Below are 21,081 nucleotides of genomic sequence, written 5' to 3'. Positions count from 1 at the left end.
CACGACAACACCATCGCATCTTGAAAAAACCGGCCTATATTAGCTGCAACAGGAGACACAATGAAAACACTATTACCCTTTGTTTTAGCAGCCCTTTTTGCCTCTCCCCTGAGTGCCGAGAATGGCGAGGTACCTGCGAGCGAACAACTGTTCTTTTCCATGGATGAAGTGGATTTGAAACAATTCAAGTGGAAAAAAAGACCAGTGGTCGTTTTTGCAGATTCGGATCTGGACCCTGCCTTCGTCGAACAAATGAAGCTTTTGCGCGAAAGGCCCGACGAATTAATGGCGCGCGACGTCGTCGTGATCACCGATACCAACCCCGAACCGCTGTCAGACCTGCGGCGCAAACTGCGCCCGCGTAATTTCATGCTGGTCCTGATCAACAAAGAGGGCACGGTCAACGTGCGCAAACCTTTCCCCTTGGATGTGCGTGAAGTCAGCCGCAGCATTGACAAGATGCCCATCCGCCAACGCGAAATCCGCGAGGAAAAAGCGCGCGCCGCCGAAGGGTAGCGCGCGGCATCTTTCCTGAAAATCTGCGGCGACGGACACTCAGGCATCGCGTTTATTCGAACTCCATGATCACATCATCCACCGCAAGACTGTCACCTGCGTCGGCATTCACCTTGGTCACGGTGCCTTTGCGTTCCGCACGCAGGATGTTCTCCATCTTCATCGCCTCGATTGTGCACAGCGCCTGACCTTCCTGCACCTCGTCCCCGACGGCAACGTCCAGTTTGACCATCAGACCCGGCATCGGGCAGAGCAGCATTTTCGATGTATCCGGCGGCAGTTTCTCAGGCATCTTGCGCGCCAGTTCCGCCTGTCGCGGCGTGCGAATATGAACCTTGATATCCGCGCCGCGTGTGCGGATGCGAAAGCCCCCCGACACCTTGCCAACCTTCAGGATTAACGGCGCATCTGCGACCGTCATCTCGGCCAATTGATCCCCCGGTGTCCATTGGCCGGAAACACGCAGGCCTTCACCATCCTCGAACAACACCGTCGCACCGTCCTGATCCGCGTCAATCTTGAGATCAAACGAATGGCCCTGAAGATGCGCATTCCAGTCGCTGCCGACCTTGCGTTCGTGGTTGTCCATGCGGCCAGACACCCGCGCGCGACGGATTTCAGCCACCCGGTGCATCGCGGCGCAAGCCGCTGCAATGCGGCGCAACTCAGCCTCAGGCAAGTCGACCCCTTCAAACCCATCCGGGTACTCTTCGGCGATAAAGGCCGTGGTCATTTCCCCCGACACGAATTTGGGATGATCCATGACCGCCGACAGGAACGGCAGGTTATGCCCGATGCCTTCAACCTCGAAACTGTCCAACGCAACGCGCATCTTCTCAATGGCTTCTGCCCGCGTCGGCGCCCAAGTGCATAGTTTGGCGATCATCGGATCGTAATACATGCTGATCTCGCCGCCCTCATAGACGCCTGTGTCATTGCGCACGGCCATCTCGCCCGCCGGGGCATCCCCCTGCCATGTTTTCTGCTCAAGCAATGGCCCTGCCGCGATTTCCGCCGGCGGACGATAGCGCGTCAGCCGCCCGATGGACGGCAGGAACCCGCGATAGGGGTCTTCGGCATAAAGCCGGTTTTCAATCGCCCAGCCGGTCAGCGTGACATCGTCCTGCGTGATCGACAGCTTTTCACCATTGGCCACACGGATCATCTGTTCGACCAGATCAACACCGGTGATCAATTCGGTCACTGGATGCTCCACCTGCAACCGCGTGTTCATTTCGAGGAAATAGAAATTCTTGTCCCCATCCACAATGAACTCAACCGTGCCCGCCGAGGCATATCCGACCGCCTGCGCCAGAGCGACGGCCTGTTCACCCATGGCCTTGCGGGTGGCCTCGTCCAGAAACGGGCTTGGGGCTTCTTCGACGACTTTCTGGTTGCGGCGCTGGATCGAACATTCCCGCTCGCCCAGATAGATGCCGTTACCATGGGTGTCGCAGAGCACCTGAATTTCGATGTGCCGCGGCTGTGTGACGAATTTTTCGATGAAAATGCGGTCATCGCCAAAGGAGTTCGCCGCCTCATTTTTTGATGACTGAAATCCCTCGCGCGCTTCATCGTCATTCCAGGCGATCCGCATGCCTTTGCCGCCGCCACCTGCGGACGCCTTGATCATCACCGGGTATCCAACCTGATTGGATATCTTAACCGCATCCTCTGCGTCTTCAATCAGGCCCATATAACCCGGCACGGTGCTCACTCCGGCCTCCTGCGCGATCTTCTTTGATGTGATCTTGTCGCCCATCTTTTCGATCGCACCTACGGGCGGCCCGACAAAAGCAACGCCCGCCGCCTCAAGCGCCTGCGCAAATTTGGCGTTCTCGGACAAAAAGCCATAGCCCGGATGAACCGCCTGAGCGCCGCTCGCCTTGACCGCTTCCATGACTTTGTCGATCACGATGTAGGACTGGTTTGCAGGCGGCGGCCCGATATGCACCGCTTCATCCGCCATCTGGACATGCAACGCCTGCCGGTCCGCGTCGGAATAGACCGCTACAGTGGTTATTCCCATCTTCCGCGCAGTCTTGATGACACGACAGGCAATTTCTCCGCGGTTGGCAATCAGGATCTTATTGAACATGTGAAGTCTTTCTGTAGCAGGACGAATATTTCTGGATGACGCCAAGACACGACAAAGGACCGCGCAAGCGAGGCTCGCGCGGTTTCTGCGTCGGAACTTGGGTGTGGGTTTTAGTTACACTGACCGGGGCTGAGCTGGCAGAAAAGCACGTTTGCGCCCGCGCCAAGCGCCGCCCCCTTGGCAAGACCGTTGTTTGTGATGACCGCCGCACCGGCGCCGATGGCAGCCCCCCCGACGGCCTGTTCACCGATTGAATCGCCGCAGGCCGCAAGACTGAAACCTGCCGCCATGACAAACGCAATTGCTTTGATCTGCATTCTCGAATTCCTCTGAGATTGTTTTTTTGTTCTTCGGGTGGGACAGATGTGTTTTTCCACTGCCTCACTGACACAATACCACAGATGCGCAGCGTACTCAAAAAGACGGGCAACGAAGGCAAAAAAGCGCCGCGTTGCCCGTCAGGGGAAGGGGTACGAATAGTGTACACAGGTGCCGTACGGGGATATGCGCAAGCACCTGCCCTCCTATCGATACACGCCTCGGTTGAAAAATAAAGCAGAAATTCCGAAAAAATTGGCGCGCAGGCCAAGACCCGCCGCTCCGGGACGTGTTCAGGCGAGATCATGCCGATCATTGCTCGAATGCCTCCGGGAAAGATGAACGTGCCACGTTTTCGTCGATGACCAACATGGATTCGTAGCTCGCAGGATCAAACGGATCAGTCGCGGCAATCACCTCTCGCCCAAAAAGCCAAGACAGCCGACCCGCATCGAGATTCCCACGCTCGAAAGGCTCCGCGCCAAAATGCAACCACAGCGCTTTGAAAAACGCAGCATCAGCACGACGATCCGCCGGTTTCCGGTCATGAAACCGTTCACGACGGGACAATGGCGTCACGCCGCGAGGGTTAAACCTGCGCAACGTGAAGTGATAATCCGTTCCCGGAAGTCGACCTGGAAACCCTTTGTGTTTCAGCATATTACGCCACTTATATTATGTGTCACGTCACGTTTCGCATAGGGCGTTTTTAAACGCCTGAACCGCTGGCACCGCTCCATCACCACAAATCCTTCCACGCACAGGCACCATCAACCACGCGAAACGCTTCAACGTATTGAGTAGCTTGCGCATCCGACTCGCCAAACTCCAACGGCCGGTTCATCATCGCGATCGAAATCACATCTGTATCCAGCGCAAACTGCTGCATGTAAGGCAGCGCTACCGTATTGCACAAATGCTCAAAGTCACCCTCCACCTGCGCAAATGACAGATCGAATTCGTTTCGACCGATGCCCGGCGCCAGGAACCGAAAGCGCAGCCAGGCTTCTTCACCCACCTGATCGATCAGTACTTCAAACAGATCAATGACCTGACCAGAGGGCACGTCCTGCACGGATGCGTTTTGGTGAACCACTCCGCCCAGATCTGATATTATCACCGCAACAGACATATCCGCCCCGTCATCGCCATCCAGCCATCGACCTGAACGCCGCGGGAAGACGGCGATACATCTTCCAGTGCTTCAGGAAAATTATGAAAAATCATAATTCACAACACCTTACAGGGGTATATTGTCGTGTTTTTTCCACGGCATTTGCACCGACTTGTTTCGCAATGACGCAAAGGCACGAGCGACACGCTTTCGGGTGCTGCGCGGCTGGATCACCTCATCCACAAACCCCCGCTCAGAGGCGACAAAGGGATTGGCAAAACGCTCTTCGTAGTCAGACGTATGTTGCGCGATTTTCTCAGCGTCGCCCAAATCGGCACGGTGAATAATCTCAGTGGCCCCTTTTGCCCCCATCACCGCGATTTCAGCGGTTGGCCAGGCGTAGTTGAAATCTGCGCGCAGGTGCTTGGATGACATCACCACATAGGCACCGCCATAGGCTTTGCGCGTGATGACTGTCACCATCGGAACCGTTGCTTCACCATACGCGTAAAGCAGCTTGGCACCATGCTTGATCACACCAGCATATTCTTGACTGGTGCCGGGCAAAAAGCCGGGCACATCAATCAACGTGAGCAACGGGATTTCGAAAGCGTCGCAAAAGCGCACGAAGCGCGCCGCTTTGCGTGAACTGTCAATATCCAGACAGCCCGCCAGAACAAGCGGCTGGTTTGCAACAACACCTACCGTGCGACCCTCAAGACGAATGAAGCCCGTGATGATGTTTTTTGCAAACTCTTCCTGAATTTCGTAAAAATCGCCCTCGTCCGCCAATTTATGGATCAGCTCTTTCATGTCATAGGGCGTGTTCGGATTGTCGGGAACAAGCGTGTCAAGCGAGGGTTCAATCCGGTCCGGGTCATCAAAGAAGGGCCGCACCGGGGGTTTTTCGCGGTTGTTCAGAGGCAAAAAGTCGACCAAGCGACGCACTTCTGCCAGCGCTTCGACGTCGTTCTCAAACGCGGCATCTGCGACAGATGATTTGCGGGTATGCGTCGTTGCCCCGCCTAGCTCTTCTGCGGAGACATGTTCATTCGTGACCGTCTTGACCACATCAGGCCCCGTCACGAACATATATGAGCTGTCTTTCACCATAAAGATGAAGTCCGTCATCGCCGGGGAATACACCGCGCCGCCTGCGCAGGGCCCCATGATCAGGCTGATCTGCGGAACAACGCCTGACGCCATGATGTTGCGCTGGAAAACCTCTCCATACCCTGCAAGGGAATCGACGCCTTCCTGAATACGCGCACCGCCGGAATCATTGATACCGATTACCGGGGCCCCATTCTGCATCGCCATATCCATGATCTTGCAGATCTTTTTCGAATGCGTTTCCGACACAGACCCGCCAAGAACGGTGAAATCCTGACTAAAGACATAGACGACCCGTCCGTTGATCGTTCCCCATCCTGTGACAACACCATCGCCTGCAGGCTTTTGATCCTGCATGTTGAAATCGGTACAGCGGTGCGTGACAAACATGTCAAATTCTTCAAAGCTGCCCTCGTCCAGCAAAAGATCCACACGTTCGCGTGCAGTTAGTTTACCGCGGCCATGCTGTGCATCGATCCGATTTTGCCCGCCACCCAATCGGGCAGCTGCCCGCCGGTCTTCGAGTTGCTCAAGGATGTCTTTCATTTTGGACCCCATTTTTGGTTTTCGAACTTCTACCGAAATGAGGATCAGAATCGAAGGATAAAACGGCAAATTTGCAAATTTTATTCACGATGCACATTGCAAACTGCAAACTTGCGAAGCCGCGTGTCTCGTAGAACGCGTTTACGGGTCCGTATGAGGTCGCCTTTTGCTCGAGCAATTTGTTCATTTCAGAACAATGCCAGTGACCGTTGGAATTGTACCACCATTTGTTTCTCAAATACTTAAGAAAACCACACCCTGCGCGACCCCTTGTTCTGACGGGAGCTTACGGCACAACTGTTCAGGCTGACGGTCCTAAACTTCGCAGCGCTAATATTTTGGGCTTGGCATTGTTTGCGCTGAACGGGGACCTGCGTTTTGCTCGGTACGTGCAATGTATATAACGCTGCGCTTCTCAGACGCGCCAGTGATCAGATCGGGTCAGCCTCAAAAGACGGCGAGGCAATCACTTTTATAAAAACTGCTTTTTGAATTGTGTTGAGTGGCGGCACCATCTGTCTCAAGCGCCCGGCCGGTCGGCACACGTTGTCGATGATCGGTCATCGCGACTTCGCTCAGTGGTCGCTCCATCTCAGCCAACTAGGACGAGAGCCTTGCCACGATCCACGCGGCAATGGAGTAAGGGATTGCGCTCTTTGTTACGACTGATCTCTATGGCTTTGGCCACAACGAGATGCTTTTTCCCGGTGCTCCAAAAGGCGAACGCGACAGTGCTTTCGTGCAGGTACAGTTCGGTGGCTTGAGTGACCCGGCAGGTGGGTTTGCCGGTGCGATTTATCGCCCTGCATCGATTTTGAACGCCTTGACCCAGTGCTTGCGCCGCCTCAGCAGCCACTACATCGACCTCTGCCACCCGACGGTCACGTCGGTGAAGGTCATCCAGACTGTGTTTTGACCGCACAGATCCCCGTCGCGTCAGAGAAAAGCGGCGCTTACCAGAGATAAACCGGTGACGTCTTTCGCAAGTGTGCGGCCTAAGCTGGCACCATGACGCCGGATGCACAAAGCCGTGTGCGACCACAATCGGATCACGAGTTTCAGGGGCCAAGCAACCGATAAGGGGAACCTGCGAATTCGGCAGCCGAAAAGCCACCACATCCGGCAGTGCCACATCGGGGGCGGCAGATGTCGGGACTGTCGATGGACAAGCCGCGAGCGCTGACCTACAAAACCGCTATGACCGAATTGCCCGTCGTCCGTTTCTTTGATCGGACCACACCTCCGCACATTTCGACGCTGATCCTGCTGGCAGGCATGTCTGCTATTGTCATGAACATGTTCCTGCCGAGTTTGCCGCGCATGACGGCGCATTTTGACACGGATTACGGGATCATGCAGCTTTCTGTTGCGCTCTATCTCGGCATCAGCGGGGTGTTGCAGCTGTTTCTGGGGCCGGTGTCTGACAAATTCGGACGCAGGCCTGTTATTCTGGTGGGTCTGGGTGGCTTTCTGCTCGCCACGCTGGGCTGTATCTATGCACCCAACGTCGAAGTGTTCCTGTTCTTTCGTATGTGTCAGGCGGTGGTCGCTGTGGCGATGGTGCTCAGCCGTGCGGCTGTGCGCGATATGTTCGAACAGGATCAGGCGGCCTCCATGATCGGCTATGTCACGATGGGGATGGCGGTGGTGCCCATGGTCAGCCCGATGTTTGGCGGAATCCTCGACCAGATGTTCGGATGGGAGGCCAACTTCTGGGCCCTGTTCATCCTCGGCGCGCTCATGCTCTGGGTCGCATGGGCGGATATGGGGGAAACGGCCGTCAAAAGCGGCAAGACCCTGACCGCACAATTCGCCGAATACCCCGAACTCCTCACCTCTCCGAGGTTCTGGGGCTATTCGCTGGCGGCGGGTTTTTGTTCTGGCGCGTTTTTCGCCTATCTGGGCGGCGGACCTTTCGTGGGGTCCGTGGTGTTTGGTATGACGCCTTTCTGGGTTGGCATTTTCTTTGGCGCGCCCGCAATCGGGTATTTCTTTGGTAATATGTTCACCGGAATGTTCGCGCAACGGGTCGGGATCAACACGCTTATCTTGATTGGTGCCTTGATCAATGCCCTCGGCGTGGCACTGTCTTTGCTCATCTTCCTTGTGGGCGCGGGAAGCCCGATGAGCTTTTTCGGCCTCATGACATTCGTCGGATTGGGCAACGGCCTTGTGATCCCCAATGCGACGGCTGGCATGTTGTCGGTGCGCCCGCATCTGGCAGGAACTGCATCAGGGCTTGGCGGGGCCATCATGATTGGCGGCGGTGCCGCATTAAGCGCGCTGGCAGGTGCGACATTGAACGAAAGCAGCGGTGCTTTTCCACTGCTTTACATCATGCTTGCGACGGCCCTCGCAGCCGTTGTCTCAATTCTGGCAGTTTATGCACGCGAACGCCGTCTGATCCGCCAAAACAGCCCTTTTTGAAGCGATGGTTAGGCAAGCGTTAACCATGATAGCGCACCTTGCGTCAGCAGGTTTGCAAAGTTAGCCTTTGCCGACTCGACCCACTTGCAAATACGTCGGAAAGAGCGCTTCATGGCCACACAAAAACTATACGCGGGGGCCAAGCTGCGTGAGCTGCGCACCCGTATCGGCCATACACAAAAGGACTTTGCCGCCAAGCTGGGCGTGTCCCTGCCCTATCTCAACCAGATGGAAAACAACAACCGCCCTGTGTCGACAACGGTTGTGCTCGCCTTGGCGCAGGAGTTTGGTCTGGATGTCACAGAACTCAGCGAGGGCGACAGCGAACGGCTGGTCAGCGACATGCGCGAAGCGCTGGCCGACCCGGTTTTTGCTGAAACTCTGCCGCCCCTCGCGGATCTGCGGCTTGCAGCATCCAACGCGCCGACCTTTGCGCATGCCTTTCTGAAATTGCATCGCAACTATCGACAGATGCAGGAACGACTGGCTTCGCTGGACGAGGCATTAGGGCGTGAAGATGCGAGGGCCACACCGAGCCCTTGGGAAGAGGTGCGCGACTTCTTTCATTATTGTGACAATTACATCGACGCCGTGGATCGCGCGGCTGAGCATTTTGCCACGAAACAGGGCACCCATCGCAACATCCGTGTCGCAGCCGTCGCCACCCTCGGCAATAGCGATGTCACGGTAGAATTTGCAGAAACGGATCGGCTTCGACTATACGATGAGGCTGCGAAAAAGCTGACCCTGTCGCGCAGGGCACCCGCTGAAAGCCAGACATTTCAACTGCTGTTGCAGGTCGCATTGATCAAACAGGATGCCCTGCTTGAAGCGACGCTGGACCTTGCCAGATTTCACACCACAGAAGCACGGGCCATCGCCAAGATCGGTCTTGCCAATTATTTCGCGGGTGCTGCCCTGATGCCCTATACGAAATTTCAACAGGTTGCCGCAGAATGCAGGCATGACCTTGAAGTCCTCGCGGGTCATTTTGGCGCGTCGATTGAGCAAGTGGCGCATCGGCTCTCAACGCTGCAACGCCCCGGATCAAAAGGTATCCCGTTCTTTTTCGTGCGGGTGGATCAGGCGGGCACGATCACGAAACGCCACTCGGCCACGCGGCTGCAATTCGCTCGGTTTGGCGGCGCTTGCCCCTTGTGGAATGTGCACCGTGCCTTTGAATTGCCCGGTCGGTTTTTGCGCCAGTTGGCGGAAACACCAGACGGGGTACGCTACATCAGCCTTGCCCGTGATGTGACAAAACCCGGCGGGCGGTTCGGTGCGCCCGTGCGGCGCTATGCCATTGCGTTGGGATGCGAAATCCGCCACGCGCGCGATCTGGTCTATGCGGACGGCATGGATTTAACGACGGATCACGCCTTTGAACCGATCGGTATTTCCTGCCGGATTTGCGAGCGGACCACCTGCCATCAACGCGCCGTACCGCCGCTGGAACGACAGCTTAAGGTCGATCCAAACCTGCGGGATGTTCTGCCTTACAGCATTGAATAGCCCTAGCGTCGCGCTGCACGCCAACCCGCGGCGCGCGCCTCAGCCGCCGAACAGAACCACCGTTCGCCTTTTTGAGTGCGAATACGGGTCCGGTCGTAATGATGCTGACCCGGCACATGATAAATGCGCGTTCCGTTGGACGAGATGTTGCCCTTGATCCGGCACGCACCATCAGGCGCCGTTTGAGCGCGCGCGCGTGATTTGCGAAACTCTGCCGGGGGCTGAACGCGGCTGGCGTGTAGCCCAATGGCACGTGCCGCCGCTTTGCGTTCGACGGCGACATAGGCGTCAGAATATCGCCGATACGAGAATGCCAGCCCATCAGTCACGAGGTTTGCCGCGATGTCTTGCCCATCGACCTGACAGCTTGCCACCATCCGACCATAGCGGTCGGTATCCAATGACACGCAGCTGGCTGTTTTTCCGGCAAAACGCGCCGCGACGGTTTGGCTGACCCAAGCACCGCAGCGCCAGATATCGCCGCGCGCTGTCGTGCAGGTCTGATCGGTTTCGGGCGCATCTATTCCGTGTAATCGTACCCGCGTACCGCCCACGTCCAGCGTGTCACCATCGATCACACGAATAACGCCCACGGTACCCGCCACCGCACACGACACACCCGTGCAAACTGCAACCGCAGTCAGCATGCTCAAAATCCACCTCACCATGAGGTAAAGATGTGTATCCTAAGCGGTCAGAACAAGATTTCACCTTAACCAAGGTTAACCAAACCTTAGCGCTGTGCGTGCTGCCAGTCCGGATGCATCCACACCCGATCATTGCCGCGCGCCAATGCATCCTTGCCCAGCAGGTGATCCGACACTTTTTCGCCGACCATGATAGAGGGCGCGTTCAGGTTGCCGTTGGTGATCCGGGGAAAAATGCTGCTGTCCGCGACGCGTAGCCCCTCGACACCGATCACACGGGCCTGCGGGTCCACAACAGCATGCGCATTATCGGCGCGCCCCATCCGGCATGTTCCGCAAGGATGATAGGCGCTTTCCACATGTTCCGAGATGAAGTCATTCAAGGCGTCATCGGACTGCACGGCGGCACCCGGCTGGATCTCATGTTTGACAAAAGGCTTGAACGCGTCCTGCGCGAAAATCTCGCGGGTCAGGCGGATGCAGCGTCTGAAATCCTCCCAGTCATCCTCGTGAGACATGTAGTTGAAAGCTATTTTCGGTGCGTCAGCCGGATCAGCCGAGGCCAGCGTGACAGACCCCCGCGATTTTGACCGCATCGGCCCCACATGGGCCTGAAACCCGTGACCTTCGGCGGCGACTTTACCGTCATAGCGCACGGCGATTGGCAGGAAATGATATTGTACATCGGGATAGGGCACACCCGCCTGAGAGCGGATAAATGCCGCGCTCTCGAATTGGTTGGACGATCCCATGCCGGTCTTTGTAAACAGCCATTGCGCGCCGATCCTGGCTTTGGAAAACAGGTTCCAATATCGATAGAGCGTTATAGGCTGTTTCGAGGCCATCTGCAGGTAGAGTTCCAGGTGGTCCTGCAGGTTCTGCCCCACGCCGGGGCGATCTGCGATCACCTCAACCCCATGCTCCGCCAGATGCGCAGCGGGACCGATACCCGACAGCATCAGCAATTTGGGCGAATTGATGGACGAAGACGCAAGCACGACCTCACGCGACGCGCGGATGACCTTGGTCGTGCCACCCTGCAGGATTTCGACGCCACGCGCCCGGCGCCCTTCGAATATCACCCGCTGCGCGAGGCCATTCACCAGTGTACAGTTGTCGCGCTTCAAGGCGGGCCGTAGATAGGCGTTTGCCGCAGACCAGCGCCGCCCGCCCCAGACCGTTTGGTCCATCGGGCCGAAACCCTCCTGCTTATGACCGTTGTAGTCGTCGGTCGCCTGATAGCCTGCCTCGACCCCGGCCTGCACAAAGGCTTTGAACAGCGGGTTTTGCCTTGACCCCCGGCTGACATGCAGCGGCCCATCGGTGCCGCGCCACGCAGGGTCCCCCCCGTGGCCGCCATCGTGCCAATGCTCCATCCGTTTGTAATAAGGCAGCACATCCGCATAGGACCAGCCCTGCGCGCCCTGCTCTGCCCAATGGTCAAAATCCATCGCATGGCCACGGACATAGACCATACCGTTGATACTGGATGAGCCGCCGATCACCTTGCCGCGCGGGCAAGCGAGCCTGCGCCCGCCCAAATGCGGCTCAGGTTCCGAAGTATAGCCCCAATCATAGCGTTTCATGTTCATCGGATAGGAAAGTGCTGCGGGCATCTGGATGAGTGGCCCGGCGTCTGTCCCCCCATGTTCGATGACAATGACGGATGCCCCTGCCTCAGACAGGCGGTATGCCATCGCGCAGCCTGCGCTGCCCGCCCCCACAATAACGAAATCTGCTTGCATCACGTGATCCTCAGGCGTTCAGATAGCCGATGAACAAGGAAAGAAACGCGCCGATATGGACGACCATGATCGCCCTGTCTTTCCACATCACGCCAACGGCCAGCCACAGCAGAATGCCGATGAAGAACGCGAAAACGTTCCATGGCACGATGTTGAGCCCGGTCAGCCCATAGCCGATGAGTTGCACAATTGTGGCGATCCACTTGACGATATCGACAGCTTGGTAGCCTGCTGTTTTTTCGGGTGTATTGGTCATCAGAAAGGGGCCTCCAGATCGCCCATGCGGACGTAAACCGATTTGATCTGGCTATAGTGTTCGATGGCCGCTTTGGAATTTTCGCGCCCCACGCCAGACGCTTTCGAGCCCCCAAATGGGGCCTCCACCGGCGCGTCATTATATGTGTTGATATAGCAGGTGCCTGCTTGGAACCCGGCTGCGATGCGATGCGCACGGGTCAGATCGCAAGTGAATACCCCGGCAGCAAGGCCAAATTCGGTGTCATTGGCGCGGGCGAGCACATCTGCCTCGTCATCGAAATCGAGCACCGCCATGACGGGGCCAAAGATTTCCTGCCGCGCGATGATCATGTCATCATGCACATCCGCAAAAACGGTGGGTTGCACATAAAACCCCTCGCGGTCCATCCGCGCGCCGCCAAAGACAAGGCGCGCGCCCTCCGCCTGCCCTTTCGCAATGTAGTCCAGCACGATGGACATTTGCCGCTCTGAGACCATCGGTCCAAAGCTGGTTTGCGGGTCCATCGGGTCGCCGATGACTGCTGTCGCCAACCGCTCTGACAGGCGCTTGAGGAAGGCGTGTTTGATGGCTTTGTGAACGAAAACGCGCGTTCCGTTGGAACAGACCTGCCCCGACGAATAGAAATTCCCAAGGATCGCACCGCTGACCGCGTTTTCCAGATCAGCATCGTCAAATATGATCAGCGGGGATTTACCGCCAAGCTCCATCGTGACGTGTTTGATGCCAGCAGCCGCTGCGGCATAGACCTTGCGCCCGGTCGGCACAGAACCGGTCAGGGACACCTTGTCGACCCGCGCATCGCTGACCAAAGCAGCCCCCACGTCGCCCAGACCCTGAATCACATTGTAGAGCCCCTCGGGCAGGCCTGCAGCATGCAGAATTTCGGCCACCTTCAGGGCGCATAGCGGCGTCGTCTCGGACGGTTTGAACACCATCGCATTGCCGCAGGCCAGCGCTGGCGCGCCCTTCCAGCAAGCGATCTGCGTGGGGTAGTTCCAGGCACCGATGCCGACACACACGCCCAAGGGTTCCCGGCGGGTATAGACCCAATCCTCGCCCAGCGGGATATGTTCGCCCGTCAGCGTTGCCGCCATACCGCCGAAGTATTCCAGCGCATCCGCACCGCTTGTTGCATCGACCACCGATGTTTCCTGATAGGGTTTTCCGGTGTCATAGGTTTCCAGCACGCTGAGGTCATGGTTGGCCGCGCGCATCATGTCCGCAGCACGGCGCAGGATGCGCCCGCGTTCGGTGCCTGTCATGGCGCCCCATGCGGCCTGTGCGCTCCGCGCCGCATCCAGTGCTGCATCGATGATCGCAGGCGTTGCGGAATGCACCGTTGCGATCACCTCACCGGTTGCGGGGTAAATGACCTCAATCGGTGCGCCATCGGTATCTTCGACATATTGCCCGTTGATGAAATGGCTGGCGGTGGGTTGGGTTGGATAGCTCATCAGCTGTGTTGCCTTCGGTGAGGGGAGTTTTGGGCGTGGTTACTCACCGCGCGGAAACCGTTTGCTGTCTTCAAGGATGTTGAGGTCCATGTGATTGCGCATGTATTGCTCGGATGCGGCGCGCAGGGGCTGATAGTCCCACGGGTAATACCCGCCCTCACGCAAAGCTTCATAAACGACCCAGCGGCGCGCCTGACTTTTGCGCACGTCTGCATCAAAGGCGTCGAGATTCCAGCGGGCCTCCGCTTTGCTGCGCAGGGCCGACACCGTACCCTGATGATCCGGGTGCTGCGCAAGGTTTTGCAGCTCATGAGGATCGCTTTCCAGATCGAACAGTTGTTCGGGATCGAGGACACATTTGTTGTATTTCCACTGGCCATAGCGCAGGGACACCATCGGAGCATAGGAGGCTTCCGCTGCATATTCCACCGCAACGGGTTCTGTGCGTTCGACTCCCTGCCCCATGGGCACCAGCGACACCCCGGTGGTCCATGCCATCACCTCGTCCATTGACACGCCCGCAAGGTCACAGAGCGTCGGACAGACGTCGATATTGGACACCGCCGTTGTCTGCAGCCCCGGTTCCATTTGCGGCGCAGAGATCATCAGCGGCACCCGTGAGGATCCCTCGAAAAAGGACATCTTGAACCACAAACCACGCTCGCCCAGCATATCGCCATGATCCGAGACAAAGAGGATGATCGCCTCCTGCCGCGTGTCTTCCAGCGTTTGCAGGATTTCACCGATTTTGTCGTCGAGGTAACTGATATTGGCAAAATACGCGCGTCTGGACCGTTCGATATCGCGTTTCGTGATGTCAAAGCTGCGCCAGTCATTCGCATCGAAAATGCGCTGGCTGTGCGGGTCCTGATCGGCGTAGTCAAAGGCCGCGACCTCAGGCTGAAGATGCGCACAATCCTCGTAGAGATCCCAGTATTTCTTGCGCGCCACGTAAGGGTCATGCGGATGGGTGAAGCTGACCGTCAGACACCAGGGGCGCGCATCCGCCCCGCGTGACAGATCGTAGAGTTTGCGGGTCGCGTTGAAGGCCACCTCGTCATCATATTCCATCTGGTTGGAAATCTCGGCCACACCCGCGCCCGTGACCGAGCCCATATTGTGATACCACCAGTCGATACGCTCGCCCGGCTTGCGATAATCCGGGGTCCAGCCAAAATCCGCCGGGTAGATATCTGTGGTCAGGCGCTCTTCGAAGCCGTGCAACTGATCGGGGCCGACAAAATGCATCTTGCCCGACAGGCAGGTCTGATACCCCGCCCGCCGCAGATGATGCGCATAGGTCGGGATCGAGGAACAGAATTCGGCGGCATTGTCATAAACGCCGGTGGCTGAGGGCAATTGACCCGACATGAACGCGGCACGTCCTGGCGCACACAGGGGGCTGGCGGTATAGGCGTTTTTGAACCGTGTTGAGCGCGCGGCGAGCTTTTTCAGGTTTGGCGCATGCAGCCAGTCCGCAGGGCCATCGGGAAAAAGGGTGCCGTTCAGCTGGTCAACCATCAGGATCAGGACGTTCGGCTTGCTCATGCGGGGCGCTCCAGCAAGGTTGACAGCATGGCAAGAGCGGTATCGCGCGCGGCGGCGGCACTTTTTGAACGCGACAGGGCGGCGCGCAGGTATAGACCATCTATCAGCGCGGCGATCACCTCTGCATGCGCAACCGGATCGGGCGAAATCGGGCGCAAGGCGTGAATGAGGTTAGATTGAAGGCGCTGTTGATAGACCCGCAACAGCCGCAGTGTATCGGGATTTGTCGCGGCCGAGGCATAAAGCGTCATCCATGCGCTGATGGTTGATGGCGTAAAACAGGACGGCGCAAAGCTGGCGTTGATCAACGCCTCCGCGCGGGCGCGCGGTGTCGGGGCAGCACGCAGACTGCGGCGCACCTCTGTTCCGAAATCGCGCAGGATTTGTTGCATCGCCGCCAGAAATATCTGGTCCTTGCCGCCAAAGTAATGATGCGCCAGTGCGGTGGACATGCCTGCGCGTTTCGCAATCTGACCAACGGTGACATCCAGCGATCCGCGCGCGCCTATCTCAGCGATGGTGGCATTGACCAAGGCCGTCCGACGGATCGGTTCCATTCCAACTTTTGGCATTTTTCCTCCGGGTCTGACCACACAAGCCATCCCTAAAAGGATTTTTATTGATCCGTCAATCAATAAAAAACCGACGCTATCCTTTGGTCTCGTTCAGCGCCGGTGTTGTCGGTTTGCGCTTGAGCACCGCTTCGCGCCAAGTGATGAAGGTGACGGATGACAGGATCACAACACCGCCGACCACCACCCAGATGTCCACCGCCTCACCAAAGGCGAAATATCCCAAGAGCACTGCCCAGATCAGCTGCGTGAAGGTGACAGGCTGCGTGACGGTGACCGGCGCTGCGGCAAAGGCGAGCGTCATGGTATAGTGGCCCGCCACGGCACAGCAGGCGATGCAAAAGAGCAAAAACAGCTCCCAAAGGGTCGGTGTCACCCAGTCGATCAGCGCAAAGGGTGCCAGCACGATGGTGACGAAAATCGACAACATGGCCACGACCACAGATGGTTTGACCTCATCCGCCGTGACCTTTGCCGTGAGATAAGACGCGCCAAAAGCAAGGGCCGTAAACAGCATGGCAAAATGCCCGCTGCTGATTTCACGAAACCCGGGCCGCAGGATAATGAACGCCCCGATCAGCGCCATCACGACAGCGGCAATGCGCCGAAAGGCCAGCTTTTCGCCAAGAAACACGGCGGCCCCAATGGTCACATAAATCGGGGCGAGGTAATTCATCGCAGTGACATCCGCGAGCGGAATGCGCGTCATGGCGTAGAACCATGAAATCACACCAAGCCCGTGGATCACGCCGCGAAACCCGAAGAGTTTCCATTGGCGCGGGGTCAGATGCGCGGCCCGCAAGGCCCCGATGGCCGGGATCAGAAAAACAAGCCCGAGCAGATACCGCAAGAAAGCCATCTGTGCCGGCGGCAGCCCGGTGCCCATGAACTTCACCAGCGCCGTAACGGAGATGAAACACACACCCGTCACGAGCATCCAGAAAATGCCGGTCAGGGGTTGAGAGGTCTTGGTCATGGACATGCGCCATAGACACCTTCGTAGTGAAGTAGTGCAAGGGGGATATCTGAAAACACCGCGCTCATTGGTCTGAGCTACGTCGTTCCGTTCACGGATACTTTATCCATGAAACTCCAATCACATAAATCTGATCAGGGATGATTGGCGTATAGATTGTAAATGACCATATCTTGTTAAGAGTAAAAGGGAGGCCTGATGTTTGAAAATCTGAACCGTCTCGATCTGACGTCGAAAGACATCGACATGATCGAGGCAGCGCTGCACACGCAAAAGAAAATTCTGGCTGTCCAGAGCGAGGCAGGCGGTACAGGCGCGCGGCGCAAACTGACAGACATCAAGCAGTTGATGAAACGTGTTGGCCGTGCACGGAACATGAACCACAAAGGGCCAGCCCAATCATGGACGCAAATGGCCCGAACGATGCTGACCGGGCAAAGTACATCCGGCTGATGTGAGGGCCACGTGTTGGCTCTGCCCCCGGATGTACGACGGCGCCTGTGTCGTTTGTTGGCCGTCTTAGATCTGCTCCATCACCTCGTCAGAGGCTTCAAAATTGGCGGTGACACGCTGCACGTCGTCGTCATCCTCCAAAGCGTCGATCAGGCGCATCAGTTTTTGCATCCCCTCAAGGTCCATTTCCGTTGTGGTCGTTGGCTTCCACACCAGCTTGGTTGACTCGCTTTCGCCCAACTCAGCTTCAAGCGCCGTCGCAACCTCATTCAGGTCCGTATCAGCACACCAGATGATGTGACCATCCTCTGAGCTTTCGACATCCTCTGCCCCGGCTTCAATTGCCGCCATCAGCACCGTATCTGCATCGCCCACCTCGGCCGGGTAGGTCACCTCGCCTTTGCGGTCGAACATAAAACCGACACTGCCTGTCTCACCGAGGTTCCCGCCGTTTTTGGTAAAAGTCGAGCGGACGGTGGAGGCGGTACGGTTGCGATTGTCCGTCATCGTTTCCACAATGACCGCCACACCGTTCGGGCCATATCCCTCATAGCGGATTTCTTCGTATTCGTCGCCGTCACCCACCTGCGATTTCTTGATCGCGCGGTCAATGTTATCCTTCGGCATGGACTGCGATTTGGCTTCTTTTACAGCCAATCGCAAACGCGGGTTTTTCTCAGGATCAGGATCGCCCATTTTTGCAGCAACTGTGATCTCCTTACTGAGTTTGGAAAAGAGCTTTGCCCGCACGGCGTCCTGACGCCCTTTGCGATGCTGGATGTTTGCCCATTTTGAGTGGCCTGCCATGTGGTTTTCCGTCCCTGACTTCAGCGTGAGCGCATTCTATAAAACAGGAGCGCCAGAAGGGGCAAGGCCACGGCCTCCAAACCTGCGCATTTTACCCTGCCGCAGGCGTTCAAATCTCACATAACCATAAACGCGTTTCAGCCTCGCTCCAACGGTACGGGTTAACGCATTTTACCGCGCGGGAGAGGTTTAAACGCTTGTGATTAAACCAGATTTCGCGCGGTCATCTACGTCAAGACTTGCGGTTGGCCTTTGGGATGTTGGGCGTTGGACACTTATTTGCCTGCCAAATTGCGCACAGATGTCATCGACAGCCGAAAAAGACCAACACACCCCAGATCCGCCCGACCGCCCCCCGCGCCAAATGCCCGAGTGGTCCGTTGATCCGATCGTGGAGCAACATTCGGCATATTCCCCCTTCCCCCCCGGGACCGCCTATGCGTAGATCGGCAGGTTATGACAACCGAACAAATCATCCTCTTTTCCCTTTTTGCTGCAGTTTTCGCCATGCTGTTATGGGGGCGTTTACGATATGATATTGTTGCCTTTTCTGCCCTGTTGATTGGCGTCGTTTTGGGCGTTGTGCCCACGCAGGACGCGTTCTCAGGCTTTGGGCACCCGGCCACGCTGGTCGTGGCATTGGTGCTTGTTGTCTCGGCGGGTCTGGTGCGATCTGGTGCGGTTTTTCTCATAACACGCACTTTGGTGGACGCGTCGCGCAGTCTGGGCGCGCACATCGCACTTATGGGGGCCATCGGCGGGGTTTTGTCAGCCTTCATGAACAATGTGGCCGCCCTCGCCCTGTTGATGCCGGTCGACATACAGACCGCCCGCAAGGCGGGTCGTACCCCCGGGTTGAGCCTGATGCCGCTGAGTTTCGCGACAATCCTTGGCGGCATGGTCACGCTGATCGGCACGCCGCCCAACATCATCATCGCTGCAATCCGTGAAGAAAGTCTCGGCGCGCCATTCGCGATGTTTGATTTCGCCCCCGTCGGCGGTGCCGCGGCCATCGCGGGGCTGGCATTTGTGTCGCTAATTGGCTGGCGGTTAATCCCCAATCGCGAAACGGATGCAGGGCAAAGCAATGATATTTCACAATATATCGCCGAATTGACAGTGCCCGACGGAAACAAACAAATCGGCAAACGCGTTGTGGAATTGACCGAAGCCGCAGACAAGGCCGATGTCGCCATTATCGGCCTTATTCGCGGCGGCAAACGCCGCTATGGACAGGCGCGCAACACCATTATTGAAGCAGGCGACGCACTGGTTTTGGAGGCAACGCCCGAAGCCCTGGATGAATTCCGCTCGAGCCTTGATCTGGCCGTCGCAGATGCCACGCGCGAAGAGGCGCTGAATGCGGCCGGCGAAGGTGTGGAAATCATCGAGGTCGTGGTGCCGGAAGACGCGCGCATCCAGGGCAAGACCGCGCAGGCCATTGGACTTGCATGGCGTCAACGCAGCGTGCTGCTGGGCGTGTCGCGTCGTGGCAAGCGCCTGACCAAACGTCTGCGCCAAACGCCCATTCAAACGGGGGACATTCTGTTGCTACTGGTGCCGCGCGACAGCGGCCCGGATGTTGCGGACTGGCTTGGCTGTCTGCCACTGGCGGATCGTGGACTGGCGGTCACCGTCAACAAAAAAGTATGGCTGGCCATAGGTTTGTTCGGGGCTGCGGTCTTTGCGGCCAGTGTGGGCCTGTTGTATCTGCCAATTGCCATGGGGCTGGTCGTCGTGGCCTATGTCCTGACAAAGATCATACCCCTCGCTGAGCTTTATGATCACATCAACTGGCCGGTTGTGGTGCTGCTTGGCTCCATGATCCCGCTGGGTGCCGCACTCGAAAGCTCGGGCGGCACGGAGTTAATTGCAGGTGCTTTGGTGTCTTTGACCAACGGGCTGCCCGCATGGGCCGTTCTGACGGTGCTGATGATTGTCACGATGAGCCTGTCTGACGTCCTGAACAACACGGCAACCACCATCGTCGCAGCCCCTGTGGGCATCCAGATGGCGCAAAGTCTTGGTGTGTCACCGGATCCCTTTTTAATGGCCGTCGCCGTTGCCGCCTCAAGCGCGTTTCTGACGCCCATAGGCCATAAAAACAACACCTTGATACTGGGTCCGGGTGGATACGGCTTTGGGGATTACTGGCGCATGGGCCTGCCGTTGGAGATTATCGTCGTCGCCGTCAGTATCCCCGCAATTCTGGTGTTCTGGCCGTTATAGCAACGGCAAAAAACGTCTGCATCGCTCGTTGAGATCAGGTTTTTTGGCCATCCTTCGACGTCGTGCCGAACCTGCATGGGCTGGGCCCCCTCTGCGATGCTCTTATCTGGCTCGCGAATAGTATGTCCGGTCGGTGGCTGCCGCATCCGAGTTCAAAAGTCCTGACCGGGAACTAAATCGCGACACGAAACCATTCTTTAACGGGTCAAAGACTAAGGTCTAATGTGGTTCAAGGACAGGCCCGGAACATGCTTTCATACTCAAGAAACGAAATGTATCAGTCACGCAGAAACGCCGGTGAAGTTACACCCGCCTATGAGGATGCTGGGCTTTTCAAAACTGCAATATGCCAGCAAATGCTTGAGCTTATTCCGCAAATGCGCCGAAATAGCCGGGATGATCTTATTGTGCGCGGGTTTGTCGACAGGAAAACCGAAATCGATATTTTCTTTTCCGGTCGTCGAACGGCTGAAGTCGGTCCATTGGAAGCACAACTCAAAGCACTGATGTCGATCGCGCGCAAAAAAGCCTCCGATGCTGGCGGCCGGCCGCCTGACGTAGACAAAATCAGGCTGCCCGTCCGCGTTGAAGGCGCTTGGCGACGCAGCAGGCAAATTGATGATAGCGGTTGGGAAACGGGGTCCTACCATTTCGTTGTCGCCCGGTGGTCCCTGCTCGACAAAGACGGCAGCACTGTTTCCTTTGGTGAGCCGCCAGTGGTCTAGGGGTTGAACACTGCACTAATAG

20 protein-coding genes are annotated in these 21,081 nt (G+C 57.2%); 6 read left to right on the top strand and 14 right to left on the bottom strand.

What is annotated here, in order from left to right:
* Positions 1–60: 60 nt before the first annotated feature.
* Positions 61–516 (top strand): DUF4174 domain-containing protein, encoded by a 456-nt coding sequence (locus RLO149_RS05675; protein WP_044025226.1) that lies wholly within the window; start codon positions 61–63, stop codon positions 514–516.
* Between the two features lie 52 nt (positions 517–568).
* Here the strand turns inward: RLO149_RS05675 and RLO149_RS05670 are convergent, their stop codons facing one another.
* The 5 genes from RLO149_RS05670 to RLO149_RS05650 form a co-directional block, all read right to left on the bottom strand.
* The gene (locus tag RLO149_RS05670; protein ID WP_013961121.1) at positions 569–2,614 is read right to left on the bottom strand and encodes an acetyl-CoA carboxylase biotin carboxylase subunit; all 2,046 of its coding nucleotides are present in this window, start codon (positions 2,612–2,614) and stop codon (positions 569–571) included.
* Positions 2,615–2,724: 110 nt separating this feature from the next.
* Positions 2,725–2,931: a hypothetical protein gene (locus tag RLO149_RS05665; RefSeq protein ID WP_013961120.1), complete on the bottom strand. Its 207-nt coding sequence runs from the start codon at positions 2,929–2,931 to the stop codon at positions 2,725–2,727.
* A 313-nt stretch (positions 2,932–3,244) separates the two neighbouring features.
* Positions 3,245–3,592 (bottom strand): hypothetical protein, encoded by a 348-nt coding sequence (locus RLO149_RS05660; protein WP_013961119.1) that lies wholly within the window; start codon positions 3,590–3,592, stop codon positions 3,245–3,247.
* 79 nt (positions 3,593–3,671) lie between these two features.
* Positions 3,672–4,064 (bottom strand): DUF6497 family protein, encoded by a 393-nt coding sequence (locus RLO149_RS05655; protein ID WP_013961118.1) that lies wholly within the window; start codon positions 4,062–4,064, stop codon positions 3,672–3,674.
* A 108-nt stretch (positions 4,065–4,172) separates the two neighbouring features.
* Entirely contained in the window at positions 4,173–5,705 is a 1,533-nt protein-coding gene (locus RLO149_RS05650) for an acyl-CoA carboxylase subunit beta (RefSeq protein WP_013961117.1), read from the bottom strand.
* A gap of 694 nt (positions 5,706–6,399) precedes the next feature.
* Here RLO149_RS05650 and RLO149_RS05645 point away from each other — a divergent pair.
* The 3 genes from RLO149_RS05645 to RLO149_RS05635 all read left to right on the top strand — a co-directional run bounded on the left by RLO149_RS05645 (position 6,400) and on the right by RLO149_RS05635 (position 9,644).
* A complete protein-coding gene (locus RLO149_RS05645) occupies positions 6,400–6,621 on the top strand; it encodes a hypothetical protein (protein ID WP_013961116.1) in 222 nt (73 codons plus the stop codon).
* A 245-nt stretch (positions 6,622–6,866) separates the two neighbouring features.
* A complete protein-coding gene (locus tag RLO149_RS05640) occupies positions 6,867–8,132 on the top strand; it encodes a multidrug effflux MFS transporter (protein WP_245538128.1) in 1,266 nt (421 codons plus the stop codon).
* 111 nt (positions 8,133–8,243) lie between these two features.
* Positions 8,244–9,644, top strand: coding sequence for a helix-turn-helix domain-containing protein (locus tag RLO149_RS05635; RefSeq protein WP_013961114.1), 1,401 nt, complete (start codon positions 8,244–8,246; stop codon positions 9,642–9,644).
* A gap of 2 nt (positions 9,645–9,646) precedes the next feature.
* On the opposite strand, the gene RLO149_RS05630 is transcribed toward RLO149_RS05635, so the two are convergent.
* The 7 genes from RLO149_RS05630 to RLO149_RS05600 all read right to left on the bottom strand — a co-directional run bounded on the left by RLO149_RS05630 (position 9,647) and on the right by RLO149_RS05600 (position 16,851).
* A complete protein-coding gene (locus tag RLO149_RS05630) occupies positions 9,647–10,291 on the bottom strand; it encodes a thermonuclease family protein (protein WP_013961113.1) in 645 nt (214 codons plus the stop codon).
* Between the two features lie 86 nt (positions 10,292–10,377).
* A complete protein-coding gene (gene betA, locus RLO149_RS05625; RefSeq protein WP_013961112.1) occupies positions 10,378–12,036 on the bottom strand; it encodes a choline dehydrogenase in 1,659 nt (552 codons plus the stop codon).
* A 10-nt stretch (positions 12,037–12,046) separates the two neighbouring features.
* Positions 12,047–12,292 carry a DUF6552 family protein gene (locus tag RLO149_RS05620; protein WP_013961111.1) on the bottom strand — a complete coding sequence of 82 codons (246 nt, stop codon included), beginning with the start codon at positions 12,290–12,292 and terminating at the stop codon, positions 12,047–12,049.
* On the bottom strand, positions 12,292–13,749 hold the full coding sequence (gene betB / locus RLO149_RS05615; RefSeq protein ID WP_013961110.1) for a betaine-aldehyde dehydrogenase: 1,458 nt from the start codon (positions 13,747–13,749) through the stop codon (positions 12,292–12,294). Before betB ends, RLO149_RS05620 begins: the two co-directional genes overlap by 1 nt.
* Before the next feature lie 39 nt (positions 13,750–13,788).
* On the bottom strand, positions 13,789–15,297 hold the full coding sequence (betC, locus tag RLO149_RS05610; RefSeq protein ID WP_013961109.1) for a choline-sulfatase: 1,509 nt from the start codon (positions 15,295–15,297) through the stop codon (positions 13,789–13,791).
* Complete coding sequence (gene betI / locus RLO149_RS05605; RefSeq protein ID WP_013961108.1) at positions 15,294–15,869, bottom strand: choline-binding transcriptional repressor BetI; 576 nt, start codon at positions 15,867–15,869, stop codon at positions 15,294–15,296. Before betI ends, betC begins: the two co-directional genes overlap by 4 nt.
* 76 nt (positions 15,870–15,945) lie before the next feature.
* Positions 15,946–16,851 carry a DMT family transporter gene (locus RLO149_RS05600; protein ID WP_013961107.1) on the bottom strand — a complete coding sequence of 302 codons (906 nt, stop codon included), beginning with the start codon at positions 16,849–16,851 and terminating at the stop codon, positions 15,946–15,948.
* Between the two features lie 192 nt (positions 16,852–17,043).
* Here RLO149_RS05600 and RLO149_RS05595 point away from each other — a divergent pair, with 192 nt between their 5' ends.
* Positions 17,044–17,298, top strand: coding sequence for a hypothetical protein (locus RLO149_RS05595; RefSeq protein ID WP_013961106.1), 255 nt, complete (start codon positions 17,044–17,046; stop codon positions 17,296–17,298).
* A gap of 66 nt (positions 17,299–17,364) precedes the next feature.
* Here RLO149_RS05595 and RLO149_RS05590 read toward each other — a convergent pair whose 3' ends face one another.
* A complete protein-coding gene (locus RLO149_RS05590; protein WP_013961105.1) occupies positions 17,365–18,105 on the bottom strand; it encodes a YebC/PmpR family DNA-binding transcriptional regulator in 741 nt (246 codons plus the stop codon).
* Between the two features lie 456 nt (positions 18,106–18,561).
* On the opposite strand from RLO149_RS05590, the gene RLO149_RS05585 reads away from it, so the two are divergent.
* On the top strand, positions 18,562–20,334 hold the full coding sequence (locus RLO149_RS05585; protein WP_013961103.1) for an SLC13 family permease: 1,773 nt from the start codon (positions 18,562–18,564) through the stop codon (positions 20,332–20,334).
* Between the two features lie 281 nt (positions 20,335–20,615).
* Here the strand turns inward: RLO149_RS05585 and RLO149_RS23515 are convergent, their stop codons facing one another.
* On the bottom strand, positions 20,616–20,984 hold the full coding sequence (locus RLO149_RS23515) for a hypothetical protein (RefSeq protein WP_148264312.1): 369 nt from the start codon (positions 20,982–20,984) through the stop codon (positions 20,616–20,618).
* Positions 20,985–21,081 lie beyond the last annotated feature (97 nt).

The organism is Roseobacter litoralis Och 149 (assembly GCF_000154785.2).
GTDB lineage: Bacteria > Pseudomonadota > Alphaproteobacteria > Rhodobacterales > Rhodobacteraceae > Roseobacter > Roseobacter litoralis.
This window is presented reverse-complemented; position numbering and strand designations above follow the sequence as displayed.